This window comes from Gluconobacter cadivus (assembly GCF_015244745.1).
Taxonomy (GTDB): Bacteria; Pseudomonadota; Alphaproteobacteria; order Acetobacterales; family Acetobacteraceae; genus Gluconobacter; species Gluconobacter cadivus.
This window is the reverse complement of record NZ_JABCQI010000003.1, coordinates 99,955-112,576: the sequence shown is the minus strand read 5'-3', so window position 1 is coordinate 112,576 and position 12,622 is coordinate 99,955. Positions and strand designations below refer to the sequence as shown.

Below are 12,622 nucleotides of genomic sequence, written 5' to 3'. Positions count from 1 at the left end.
CTCCGTTTCTTCCCCTTCTGTGGTGATTTCTGATGGTCAGGACACATGCCCGGATCTGGATCGGCCTGCTGGCCTGCCTGCTCATGCAGGTGGGGCTGTTGCTCGGCGCATCCACCGCGCAGGCCAGATCTGAAGCCCCTCACATGGCCATGACCCACATCGCCATGACGATGCATCACATGGCCCATCACCAGAAACCAGACGCCACGGATTGCTGCAAAACCTCAGCGTTCCACGCGATCCCTCATCCGCAGCAGTCTTCCGAAGGCTGCTGCCACACGCATGCGGTCTCGGCCGACCCCATGCTGACAATGGCGTCCGTCCACCCGTCCGGCCCGGCCCATACGGCCGCGCGCGTCTTTGCCTCAGGGCTGCAAGGACGCTTCAGCGGGACGGACTGGATCCCCGCCTCGCCGCCTCCAAAACTACACGCAATCTGACACACGCCTGACCGGCGTGGACCCGTCCTGCTGTCCGAAATGGGCATTCAGGGCCTGATCCTCTGTCATTTTTGCGGATTTTTCCTCATGACCTTTCCGTCCCGCTTCCGGGGCGGCCTGACACGACGGCGTTTCGTAACAGGGATCGGTGCAGGCGGCCTGCTGGCAGTCCTGCCCCGCACCTCACAGGCGTTCTCGTCCACGGCTGTTCCCATTAGAGCTTCTTCGGGTATCATACCCCCCACCCCTTCTGATCGGTGGGATCTGAAGGTCGGCCACACGCGCATTTCGCTCGATGGCAAGACCATGCACGCCCCGACTGTCGGCGGCACGGTGCCCGGTCCGATCCTGCGCTTCAAGCAGGGCGATACCGTCAGCATCAACGTGACCAACACGCTGGATGAACCGACCTCGATCCACTGGCACGGCATCCGTACGCCCGCGAACATGGACGGCGTCCCGGGGCTGAGCTTTGGTGGCATCGCGCCCGGCGAGACCTTCACCTATCGCTTCAAACTCCATCAGAGCGGCACCTACTGGTATCACAGCCATTCGGGGATGCAGGAAGCGATGGGCCTGTATGGCGCGATGGTGATCGACCCGCGCCGACCGGACCCGAACGCCTGCGACCGCGATTACGTCATTTTCCTCGCTGAATGGACGGATGTCATGCCCCATGACATCGTCAGCAACCTCAAGATGCAGGACGATTATTACGTCTTCCGCCAACGCACGGCGGCGTCTTTCCCAAAGGAAGCGCGCGAGGCCGGAAGCGCGGGCGCGGCCCTCGCGGACCGTCTGGCCTGGTCAAAAATGCGCATGGCCGCGACCGACATCGCGGACGTCTCGGGCGCGATCTACACCTACACGCTGAACGGCCACGCCCCGGAGATGAACTGGAACGGCCTGTTCCGGCCTGGCGAAAAAGTGCGCCTGCGCTTCATCAACGGCTCGACCATGACGTTCTTCGACATCCGGATTCCGGGGCTCGAAATGCTGGTCGTGCAGGCGGATGGCAACGATATCGAACCTGTCCCGGTGGACGAGTTCCGCATCGGCGTGGCTGAGACCTACGATGTGATCGTCCAGCCGAAGGACGAGCGCGCCTATGCCATTTTCGCCCAGAGCGAAGACCGCACCGGCTACGCAAGAGGCACCCTTGCCCCGCGCGAAGGCATGATTGCGCCGCTCCCGCCGATGGACCCACGCCCCGTCCGCACCATGGTCGATATGGGCATGGGGAACATGAAGCCCGGCGAGAGCATGAAGGACATGGATATGTCCGGAGACATGTCGGGCATGAAAATGAAAGGCATGGATATGAGCCACATGGCCATGCCGAAAATGGAAGTGGACGACCCCGGCCCACCGCCCATCAATGTCGAAAACCAGATGCGCGCCATGATGCCCATCGACCGCACCGGCAGCCCCGGCGACGGGCTGGAGAACAATGGCCGCCGCGTCCTGAACTACAAACAACTCCGCGCCACACGCCCCGGAGCGGATTTGCGACCGCCAACGCGGGAGATCATTCTGCATCTGACCGGCAACATGGAGCGCTATATCTGGGGCTTCAACGGTCGGAAGTTCTCGGAATCCGGCCCGATCCGCCTCAAGCTGGGCGAGCGCGTGCGCTTCACGCTCATCAACGACACCATGATGGAACATCCGATCCATTTGCACGGTCTGTGGAGCGAACTGGAAAATGGTCAGGGCGATTACCGCCCCTACAAACACACCATCATTTCCCAGCCGGGCTCGAAACTGAGCTATCTCGTGACGGCCGATACCCCCGGCATGTGGGCGTATCACTGCCACCTGATGTATCACATGGATCTGGGCATGTTCCGCACGGTGATCGTGGCATGAAACACGCCCTTTCTCTCACGGTTCTAGCCCTCGCAGCCCTGTCTGGCACGGCCCGCGCCGCCCAGCCGGTCTATCATGCCGCCGATGCGCCGGAAGCAACCCCCGTCGTCTATATTGGCGGTATCAAACCCGCCATGGATCAGGGCACCTGGCTGCACGGCATCTTCAACCAGCTTGAAGGCCGCTATGCGCCCGGCGGCACCGATTTCCGCTGGGACGGCGAAGCCTGGTTCGGCGGCGATTACAACAAGATCTGGCTCAAATCCGAAGGCACGCTGGAGAAAGGCCGCCTGAGCGATGGCGACCACGAACTGCTCTATACACGCTCCATTTCGTCCTACTGGAACCTTCAGGGCGGTGTGCGGATGGACCTTGATGACGGCCCGACACGCACTTGGGGCGCCTTCGGCGTGCAGGGTCTGGCGCTCTACGAGTTCGAGTTCGAGGCCACAGCTTATGTCAGCGATCGCGGACGTTTCGCCGCCCGCGTGGAAGGCTCTTACGACTTCCTGCTGACCAACCGCCTGATCCTCCAGCCACAGGCCGAGTTCAATTTCTACACGAAGTCCGACACGGGACGTCAGGCTGGCGCCGGTCTGTCGGACGTCGATGCCGGTCTGCGCCTGCGATACGAACTCTGGCGGAAATTCGCACCCTACGTGGCCGTGACCTACTCCGGATATCTCACACAAGCCCGCCGGATCGCCCGTGACCAGCACGACGATACCGGCTCCGTCCGCTTCAGCCTCGGCGTCCGAAGCTGGTTCTGATTCCAAAACCCCACACAAGAAAGTCACACATCATGCGCAAGACCCTCCTCGCACTGACCGCCCTCCTCGCAACCGGCACGGCCTACGCCGATCCCTCCATGCCCGGCATGGACATGAGCCATATGGAGATGGGCGGTAAAAATGCCATGACCATGTCGTCCCCCAAAACGCAGGACCCGATGGCCGGACTGAACATGGATCAGCAGATGGCCTTGTGCGCGCATCTTGAGACGCTCAGCAAACAGAACCGCCCGCTGACGCCAAAAATGAAGCAGCAGCGCGCCGCCTGTCAGAAAATGGACATGGGCATGACGAGCCAGCCCGCCCCCGGCGAAACGCTGGACCGCTGATTCGTCAGCGCATCATCCGGCGAACGACCTGGAGAAGCTCGTCAATGGCGTCTTCTCCACCGTCTTCCTGTACCGCGCGGCGCACGCAGCCATTGGCGTGGGACGACAGGATCTGGATGGACACACCATCCAGCGCCGACTTGATGGCGGAAATCTGGGTCAGGATATCCACGCAGTAGCGGTCGTTCTCGATCATGTTGAGAACACCGCCGACCTGCCCCTCGATCCGACGCACACGGTTCGTCAGGGCTTTCTTGCGAGGCTGCTCGACGCGACGACCGCCATCGTCCAGCGGCGCACAGTTCTCGCAGACATCCACTGCATGCTCATTCCGGGATAGTGCCATTACTGGATCCGCCCTTTAGTCAGACATCCGAACATCACTCATGGGTCCATGTCCGCCCATCCGGGCGCACCTTACAAGCGCACCCGTAGCGCGTGTGTATGCCCCGCTGCGTCGGGAATTGCCAGTCCGCAGACGCCGATCCGCCTTTTCCCGATCGAAAAAACCGAGTCTCCCGCAGGAAAACGGGCCTCCTGTTGCGTCAGTAAGGTGCAGATATTCCGTTTCAATATGGGATATTGCTCCGGCCTATGTCCCGTCAGCAGGGATTTTCGTAAAATTTATTATAAAATCCGGCGATTTCTCCAGTCCCAGACAGTGCCCCGGGCCGCACTTGATGCAAATCATTCTCACTCCCCTTCCCGGACGGGCCGGATGCGCCTATCTAGAACGGAGGACGGAGCCTGTGAGTCTCCGTGCATACTCACCGAGGTACGGAACTGATGTTGTATCTGGATACACTGCCCAAGGGCGGACATGCCGTGATCGAAAAGGTCGAACAGCGTGCGCCTCTGGACCCGATCGCCACACGCCTCGGCGAACTGGGCTTCGTGCCCGGCGAAGCCGTACAGGTCGTCGCGACCGGTCCGATGGGCAGAGATCCGATTGCCGTGCGTCTGGGCACATCACGCTTTGCCCTGCGCCGTGGCGAAGCCGCCCGCGTCGGCCTGCGGACCGTTTCCTGACACCCCATGAGTGCAACCGAGTCCCCGCAGACACCCGCGTCCTCTCTGCATATCGCCCTCGTCGGAAATCCGAACTGCGGCAAGACCTCCCTGTTCAACCAGCTGACGGGCAGCCGTCAGAAAGTCGCCAACTACGCGGGCGTCACGGTCGAACGCAAGGAAGGCTTCTTCACCACACCCAACGGCCGCGCCATCCGCGTGCTCGACCTGCCGGGCGCCTACAGTCTTGATTCGACGAGCCCGGACGAGGACGTCACACGCGATGTCTGTCTCGGCCGCCACCGGACCGAACCCCGCCCGGAAATGCTGGTAGCCGTTATTTCGGCCACCAACCTGCGGTTGCATCTGCGCTTCCTTCTGGAACTAAAGCAGCTGGGCCTCCCCGTCATCGTCGCACTGAGCATGATGGACGAAGCCCGCCGCCACGGCCTTCAGATCGACATCGCCGGATTGCAGGCCGATCTGGGCATCCCCATCGTTCCCGTGATCAGCCTCAACCGCGCAGGCGTGATGCCGCTGCTTCAGGCGCTGGATCTTCCCCTCCCGGCCCCGCCTGTGCCTCTTCCGGCAGGGCTCGATCCACATATGGAAGTCCGGCGGCTGCTCGCGACCTATGTCGTCGATCCCGCCTCCGGAACGGACCGCCTGACGGACCGGCTGGACCGCGTGTTTCTGCACCCAGTCTGGGGTCCGGTCATTCTTCTGATCGTGCTGTTCGTCATGTTCCAGACCGTCTTCGCGTGGGCGCAACCGCTCATGGACGGTCTGGGCAATGGCATCTCCCTCTTTGGAGAGATCGTTCTCAAACCGCTGCCGGGCGGCGTCCTGCACAGTCTGCTGGCGGACGGTGTACTGGCGGGTGCAGGCACGGTCATCGTGTTCCTGCCGCAGATCCTCATCCTGTTTTTGTGGATTCTCGCCCTTGAGGAATCCGGCTATCTGCCACGCGCGGCTTTTCTGCTGGACCGGCTGATGGCGCTGGCGGGGCTGAGCGGACGCTCCTTCATTCCCCTGTTGTCGAGCTTCGCCTGCGCCATTCCCGGCATCATGGCGGCCCGCACGATCCAGAACCCGCGGGACCGTCTGGTCACGATCCTGATCGCGCCGCTCATGACCTGCTCGGCACGCCTGCCGGTCTATACGCTGCTGATCGGCGCGTTTGTGCCACACCGGAGCGTGCTCGGGATTTTCGGCCTTCAGGGGCTGGTGCTGTTCGGGCTCTATGCCGTCGCCATCGTCAGCGGCGTGATCGCCGCGCGGGTCATGACGCGGGGTGTGAAGTCCGAAGAACATCCGCTGCTGCTCGAACTGCCGTCCTATCGCCGCCCGAATCTCAGGAGCCTTGCGCTTGGACTGTGGCAACAGGCGGTGATGTTCCTCTCCCGCGTCGGCACGATCATCGTCACGCTGAACGTGCTGCTCTGGGCGCTATCAAGCTTCCCGCTCCCCCCCGCAGGCGCACCGGGACCGGCCATCGATTACAGTCTGGCGGGGCGGATCGGCCATCTGATGCAGTGGGTTTTCGCACCCATCGGCTTCAACTGGCAAATCTGCGTTTCGCTCATTCCCGGCCTTGCCGCGCGTGAAGTGGCGGTCAGTTCGCTGGCCACCGTCTACGCCATCGGAGCCACCGATGACGGGGCGGCCGACAGGCTTCTGCCCCTGCTCTCGACGCAATGGAGCATGGCCACGGCCTTCTCGCTGCTGGCCTGGTATGTTTATGCGCCGCAATGCATTTCGACGCTGGCTGTCATGCGTCGGGAAACCGGATCGATCAAAACCGTTCTGGGGGCTGCGGCGTATCTGTTCGGTCTGGCCTATCTGGCCGCATTCCTGACCTATCACATCACCCGCGCCATTACGGGAGTTCCCTGATGCTCGAACTTGCTGTTGCCGTCCTGATCGTTTGCGCAGCCGCCATTTACTGGTACGCGCGCCTGTTCCCCGTCGGATGGGGCCGAGTGCGAACGGCTGTGGGCCTGTCCACGCCACAGTCCACCGCAGGCAAGGGCTGCGGCGGCTGTTCGGGCTGCGACCGTTCGGGCAAAGGCGGCTGCCACTAAGGCAGCCACCCCTCTTTTTCAGGCTTTCTGAAGGCCCGGATTGCCACGCTCAACCGCAAAGCTGGCATAAGTGGACAGCTTGCCCCCCGGCACCATGACCCGATCGATCGTCTTCAGATCGGCGTGCCATACTTCCGGCCCCACATCACACAAAACATAACCGCGCTTGTCGGTCGTGGCTTTCAGGTGCGGGTTTTCGCTGCGGGCAATGCGACTGAAATGATCGTCGTCGCCCAAACCATCCGCACCCGATGAAATGGACGTCGCAAGGAACTCCACCGAAACCGGTTTGCCGCGCCCCGGCTCGATCAGCAGATCCCCGGCGAAGTGCCGATGCGCGTCGCCCGTCACATTCACCACGTTTCCGGGGCAATGCGTGTCGATGAAGTCCAGCAGGCGCTTGCGGCTGTAAAGATAGCCCGACCACTGATCCATGCTGTAGGTCAGTTCTGAATGCGCGGACTTCCGATGCGCCAGATCCATGATCATGACCTGATGCGCCAGCAGGTTCCATTTCGCGTCCGACCGCCCCAGACCATCAAACAGCCACTGCTCCTGCTGCGCGCCCATCATGGTGCGCTCGGGAGACCAGACATCCTTGCCTTGCGCCGCATTCGTGTCGCCATACGCCTGATCGCTGCGATACTGGCGCGTATCCAGCACGAACATGTTCATCAGATCGCCGAAGCTGAAACTGCGATAAAGCTGCATGTGGCTGCCATCGGGAATGGACGTCGCCCGCAGTGGCATGTTCTCGTAATACGCCTGTAGTCCGACCGCCCGGCGCAGACGGAAAATCTCCGGCGGCGTCCCGTCCTGATCGGTATCTCCGGCCCAGTTATTGTCGATCTCGTGATCGTCAAAGCTGACAATCCATGATGTCGCCGCATGAGCAGCCTGAAGGTCCGGGTCCAGCTTATACTGGGCATAGCGGCGGCGATATTCGTCCAGAGAATAACATTCCGGCCCGACATGACGCCGCAGGACATGCGCCTTGCGCCCGTCGATATCGCGCAGATGGTCGCCGCTATCCGCGCCTTCGTAAATATAGTCGCCATAATGGAACACGAAGTCGATCGGCTCGTTCGCGATGGCGCGCCAGGCGGTGTAGTAGCCATATTCGTAATGCTGGCAGCCGGCTGCGGCAAAACGCACGCGCGACAGCGGCGCACCCGTCATCGGCAGCGTCCGCCCCCGCCCAACTGGGCTCTGATAGCCCGCAATGTGAAAGCGGTACCAATACGGCCGGTCAGGCCTCAGCCCCGCAACCTCAACATGAACCGAATGGCCAAGCTCCGGATGGGCGAGCGCCTGTCCGCTCTGCACGGGTTTCGAGAATGTCTCATCCTCGCTGACCTCCCAGCCCACCAGAACCGGTTTGAGAGCCTCCATGCCGCCTGCCTCTTCCAGCGGGTCGGGCGCGAGGCGCGTCCACAGCACCAGACCGTCCGAAGCCGGATCGCCGGAAGCCACGCCAAGCTGGAACGGAGTGGCCGTGAAGGTCGGATTTTTCTCCAGATCGCGCGGGACAGCAGCCCGTAGCGCACGCACGCGCGTCGAGAGGAGGAGACCCGCACCAAGGCCGGTCAGCAGGCTTCTACGTTTCATGAACACCATGCAGCAGTTCTTTCCTACGAAGCCCGGCTCCCTGCGGAACCGGGCTTCCAGAGGTCTTTGGACACACGCCCTCCGCTCTGTGGACACATGAAATGGAGATTTGCCCACTCCCCCAAACGCCATTTCATGAAACTGTCACGAATGTGGCCGCGCGAATTCCCTAAACGCTATCGCGCCGCAGCCCCGAGGAGGTCTTTCAGGGCGCGGTGATTCGGAAACATCCAGAAACGGGAACATGGATGCGCTGTCAGCAGGAATGGTTGCGCCTTTATCGCAGGGTACGTTCCCGGACCCGTCGGGAGGATGCGGACGACCACCTTCAGAATGCCCTCATGAGCTATTTCGAGCGCCCCGAAGGCAGCGTGCAGCATCAGGACGCCTATATCACCCGAAGCGCCGTGAATTCCTCCCTCAACGCAATCCGCCGCGAACGGCAGGGATATGTGCAGGCGGCGGACGACTTCGAAACCCTCGTCAATATCCCCGACCCTGCGCCCTCGCAGGAGGATATTTACGAATCAACACAAAGACTGGCGCATTTTCACGAAGGCTGCGAACAGCTTCCGGACCGGACCCGACAGATCTTCCTGATGAACCGTGTGGAAAAAATGAAGTACAGCCATATTGCGCAATCGCTGGCGATCAGTGAAAGCAGCGTTGAAAAACATATCGCAAAGGCGTTGATCTTCCTTTCAACATGGATGGATCACTGAAATACCGATCTGATGGACGTCATCAAACTCCGCGCGGCAGAATGGATTGCACGCCTCCATGCCGAGGACTGCACACCGCTCGACCATGACATGTTCCGCGACTGGCTGGCGAGCGATCCCCGGAACGGACCGGTTTTCGAACATCTGACGGAGCTGTGGGAACTCTCCGGAGGCGCACGCACGCCACCCGTCGTTGCGAAACCGGTTCAGACAGCCCGCCGCCCCGTGCTCAGCCGGCGTCATGCGCTGGCCGGGTTGGTGGCTGCGGCCTTTCTGGCCGTTCCGCCATGGGAAGGGGCCCATGCCAGCCGGATCGAAGAGACCGGAATTGGAAGCATCCGCGACGTCCGCCTCACGCCCCAGACGGATTGCCGCCTCGATACCCAGACGCGCCTCGTGATGGGCGCGAACGGGCAGCAGGCGCGGCTGTGTCACGGGCAGGTCCTGCTTTCAGTGGCCGGACCGGACCCGTTCCATCTTTCCGCCGACGGCATGACCGTACAACTTCATGACCAGACCTCCGCCGATATCCGCATCAATCGCGGCAATACGGAAGTCACGGCCATCCGGGGCAAGGTGTTCCTGACCGCAGCCGCCCTGCGCGAGACCGGACGTTGGGTGATGCCCGGACAGCGCCTGCGGATGGATCGCAACGGCGGCTGGAACATTGATTATCCCGATCTGGAAACATTGCTCTCCTGGCAGAGCGGCGAACTGGTGTTCCGCAATCAGCCGCTGGCGGAGGTGATTCAGGAAATCAACCGTTACGCCTCCCGACAGATCGTCCTGTCCGCGCCACGTCTGGCCTCGCAGCGTCTGAGCGGCGTGTATCATGTGCGTCAGGGGGATGCGTTTTTGCAGATGCTCCCGCATCTGCTGCCCCTACGGATCCGTCCGGCCCATAACGCTTACGAAATCGTCGCTTTGTGACGTTTCGATGAAAACCGCTGCACCGCGCTGAGGTTTTCATTTTCTCATCTGTCTTCCTGTCGAGACCGCTTTCAGGCCCGACGACAGGAAACGAGCCCCATGACCCCGCCCTCCCGTTACCCCCGCCGCACCGTTCTGCTTCTGTCGGCAGGCGCGACCATTCTGACGCATTCGCTGTCCAGCGCCTGCGCAGCCCCGAGCGCTCCGGTGCATATTGCGCCACAGCCCATGGCGCAGGCCCTCGTGACGCTCGGGCATCAGACGGGCCGCAACATCATTTTCACCTCCGATGCCGTGGCCCATCTGCGCGCCCCTGCGGTGGACGGCACGCTGTCGCCCGACGATGCGGTCAAACGCCTGCTGCGCGGAAGCGGACTGAAGGCCGAGGCCATGCCCGATGGCGGCGTCATCATCCGCAAGGGCCCCTCCGCGCGCCCAAAGTCGCAGCGCCTGCGTGAAACGCAGGCGCATGACATCGAACAGATCGTCGCCACCGGCCACCGCACACGCTCGGTCATGAGTGTCAGCGGCGACGAAATGCAGACGCTCATGCCGGGCCAGAGCCCGATGCAGGCGCTGGATCTGCTGCCGGGCGTCACGTTCACCAACGTCGATCCGTGGGGCAATAACGAACAGAATTCCAGCATTTACGTCCACGGCTTCAATCAGAACCAGCTCGGCTACACGATGGACGGCGTGCCGCTCGGCGCCGGGGCTTATGGCAACTATAACGGCCTGTCCCCGCAGCGCGCGGCGATCAGTGAAGACATCGGATCGACGTCCCTGTCGTCGGGCGCAGGCGCGCTCGGCACGGCCTCGACCAGCAATCTGGGCGGGACCATCGAATTCACCACGCGTGACCCGAAAAAGAAAGCTGGTGCCACGATCAACCAGACCTTCGGCAGCTATTCCACATTCCGGACATTCGCGCGCGTCGATACGGGCAATTTCGGCAACGGTAACTCGGCCTATATGGCGTTTGCCCGTCAGGACGCCCGCCCGTGGAATCTCGGCAATGCCAACCGGCAGGGCGGTTATCAGGTGAACGGGAAATTCGTCCATAAGGGCGAAAACACCACCATCACTGCCTATTTCGACTGGCAGAACAAGGCCGAGCCCAACACGCAGGGTCTGACGGCACCTACTGACCTCTATGCGCGCGGGGCCTTCTTCCCGGACCTGAACGCCGCCATGGCGGGGTATCCGGCTGAAAGCTCGACCAAAGCCGGACCGGCGACGCCCAACAACAAATATTACTTCTCCGCCGCCCAGCGTACGGACTACCTGACCTATCTGAAAATTTCCCACCGGTTCTCCCCGAACCTGAACTGGGACAACCAGCTTTACTTCCACTATGACGACGGCGCGGGCGTGGTCGCGACCTCCATCCGCACGAATGCGATCCTGACGATCCTCGGCTCCTATCTCGACCCGACCGGCACGAAATACATCAAGAACGGCCAGTTCACCTATAGCGTCGCAGGCATTGATCCGAAGGTCTGGAACGCCACGGGCGGCACGGGTTTTGCCGTCCGCACCACGGAATACAGCGACTATCGCGGCGGCCTGATCAGCACGCTGCACTACCGCCTCGGCCATCACAACATCGAGCTGGGCGGCTGGTATGAGCGCAACAACAACGAACAGGGCCGCTACTGGTATCCGCTGACGCAGAACGACACGCTGACGCCCTATACCCGCCCGACCAACCCGTTGTTCACGCAGTGGAACAACGCGTTCTACACCAACACTTTCGTGACGCATCTTCAGGACAGCTGGAAGGTGACGTCCCGCCTGACGCTGACGGCGGGCTTCAAGTCCGAAATGGTCTATACGAACGGCACACTCCCGGTGGCCGCCCTGCCGCAGTCCCTCGCCTCTTCCGTGAAAGGTGCGAAGAAGATCGTCGATACCAGCACCAATACTGTCGCGGGCGGAACCATTCCGTCCTACAAACCGTTCCTGCCCGCCTTCGGTGCGTTATGGAACGTCACACGGCACGAACAGCTCTTTGCCAATATTCAGGAGAACATGAACTCCTTTGCCGCCACCGGATACGGCTCGACCTCACCCTGGGCGGTGTCGGATCAGGCGGATTTCGAGAAGTTCAAGCGCAGCGGCAAGCCGGAAACATCTTGGACCTATGAAACCGGCATCCGCACCAGCCATCCGATCAATACGCGCATCCTGACCGGGGTCAGCGGACAGCTCGAATATTATCACGTCGATTTCTACAACCGCCTCGGCACCATTTCGCCGCCGGGTCAGGGTATTTCAGGCGTCGGCAATACGGTGGCAAACCTTGGCAGCGTCTCGACAAACGGTATGGACATGTCGTTTACGCTACGCTTCGGACAGCATTTCTCGATCTATGATGCCGTGTCCTATGTCAGCAGCATTTACGGCAACGACTTCATGGATGGCGCGACGCTCTATGCCACCAAGGACAAGAAGGTCCCGGCCATTCCGGCATGGTCCGACAAGTTCGCCGTCAACTACAATCAGGGTGGCTTTAACGCCCAGTTCAGCGGCAGCTATATGGGCGTCCGTCCGGGCACCATCACCAACAGCGTCATGGTGCCGCCGCGCGTGCAGCTTGCCTTCAGCTCCAGCTACACGTTCCACCAGATCCCGCACATGAACAGCCTCAAGCTCCAGTTCAACGCCAGCAACCTGACGAATGCGCGCTCCTGGTCCACGATCGCCGCCGGAGATGCCAGCACCTATACCGGCTACCCCACGGCCCCGCGCATGTTCTTCGGAACGGTGTCCGCAGCTTTCTGAACATGCCCTGAATGCCGGCGAGCCCTTCCGACCGGGCGGCTCACCGGCATTTCCCGC

General features: G+C 61.7%; 12 protein-coding genes. 10 read left to right on the top strand and 2 right to left on the bottom strand.

Annotated elements, in window-relative coordinates:
- Positions 1 to 32 precede the first annotated feature (32 nt).
- The 4 genes from HKD28_RS06130 to HKD28_RS06115 all read left to right on the top strand — a co-directional run bounded on the left by HKD28_RS06130 (position 33) and on the right by HKD28_RS06115 (position 3,429).
- The gene (locus tag HKD28_RS06130) at positions 33 to 440 is read left to right on the top strand and encodes a hypothetical protein (RefSeq protein WP_194267562.1); all 408 of its coding nucleotides are present in this window, start codon (positions 33 to 35) and stop codon (positions 438 to 440) included.
- A gap of 87 nt (positions 441 to 527) precedes the next feature.
- Positions 528 to 2,309, top strand: coding sequence for a copper resistance system multicopper oxidase (locus HKD28_RS06125; protein WP_194267561.1), 1,782 nt, complete (start codon positions 528 to 530; stop codon positions 2,307 to 2,309).
- Complete coding sequence (locus tag HKD28_RS06120) at positions 2,306 to 3,079, top strand: copper resistance protein B (RefSeq protein ID WP_194267560.1); 774 nt, start codon at positions 2,306 to 2,308, stop codon at positions 3,077 to 3,079. Before HKD28_RS06125 ends, HKD28_RS06120 begins: the two co-directional genes overlap by 4 nt.
- Before the next feature lie 32 nt (positions 3,080 to 3,111).
- Positions 3,112 to 3,429 carry a hypothetical protein gene (locus HKD28_RS06115; RefSeq protein ID WP_194267559.1) on the top strand — a complete coding sequence of 106 codons (318 nt, stop codon included), beginning with the start codon at positions 3,112 to 3,114 and terminating at the stop codon, positions 3,427 to 3,429.
- Positions 3,430 to 3,433: 4 nt separating this feature from the next.
- Here HKD28_RS06115 and HKD28_RS06110 read toward each other — a convergent pair whose 3' ends face one another.
- A complete protein-coding gene (locus HKD28_RS06110) occupies positions 3,434 to 3,775 on the bottom strand; it encodes a metal-sensitive transcriptional regulator (protein WP_235993338.1) in 342 nt (113 codons plus the stop codon).
- Positions 3,776 to 4,215: 440 nt separating this feature from the next.
- Here HKD28_RS06110 and HKD28_RS06105 point away from each other — a divergent pair, with 440 nt between their 5' ends.
- Genes HKD28_RS06105 through HKD28_RS06095 form a run of 3 tightly spaced genes read left to right on the top strand, consistent with a single transcriptional unit; the run spans position 4,216 to position 6,521 of the window.
- Complete coding sequence (locus tag HKD28_RS06105) at positions 4,216 to 4,458, top strand: FeoA family protein (RefSeq protein WP_099286286.1); 243 nt, start codon at positions 4,216 to 4,218, stop codon at positions 4,456 to 4,458.
- Between the two features lie 6 nt (positions 4,459 to 4,464).
- Positions 4,465 to 6,333 carry a ferrous iron transporter B gene (gene feoB, locus HKD28_RS06100; protein ID WP_194267558.1) on the top strand — a complete coding sequence of 623 codons (1,869 nt, stop codon included), beginning with the start codon at positions 4,465 to 4,467 and terminating at the stop codon, positions 6,331 to 6,333.
- Positions 6,333 to 6,521, top strand: coding sequence for a hypothetical protein (locus tag HKD28_RS06095; protein ID WP_194267557.1), 189 nt, complete (start codon positions 6,333 to 6,335; stop codon positions 6,519 to 6,521). Before feoB ends, HKD28_RS06095 begins: the two co-directional genes overlap by 1 nt.
- Positions 6,522 to 6,539: 18 nt before the next feature.
- Here the strand turns inward: HKD28_RS06095 and HKD28_RS06090 are convergent, their stop codons facing one another.
- On the bottom strand, positions 6,540 to 8,138 hold the full coding sequence (locus HKD28_RS06090) for an alkaline phosphatase D family protein (protein ID WP_194267556.1): 1,599 nt from the start codon (positions 8,136 to 8,138) through the stop codon (positions 6,540 to 6,542).
- A 239-nt stretch (positions 8,139 to 8,377) separates the two neighbouring features.
- On the opposite strand from HKD28_RS06090, the gene HKD28_RS06085 reads away from it, so the two are divergent.
- The 3 genes from HKD28_RS06085 (at position 8,378) to HKD28_RS06075 (ending at position 12,565) form a co-directional block, all read left to right on the top strand.
- Positions 8,378 to 8,851 carry an RNA polymerase sigma factor gene (locus HKD28_RS06085; protein WP_194267555.1) on the top strand — a complete coding sequence of 158 codons (474 nt, stop codon included), beginning with the start codon at positions 8,378 to 8,380 and terminating at the stop codon, positions 8,849 to 8,851.
- Between the two features lie 12 nt (positions 8,852 to 8,863).
- Complete coding sequence (locus tag HKD28_RS06080; RefSeq protein WP_194267554.1) at positions 8,864 to 9,781, top strand: FecR family protein; 918 nt, start codon at positions 8,864 to 8,866, stop codon at positions 9,779 to 9,781.
- 99 nt (positions 9,782 to 9,880) lie between these two features.
- A complete protein-coding gene (locus tag HKD28_RS06075) occupies positions 9,881 to 12,565 on the top strand; it encodes a TonB-dependent receptor plug domain-containing protein (protein ID WP_194267553.1) in 2,685 nt (894 codons plus the stop codon).
- Positions 12,566 to 12,622 lie beyond the last annotated feature (57 nt).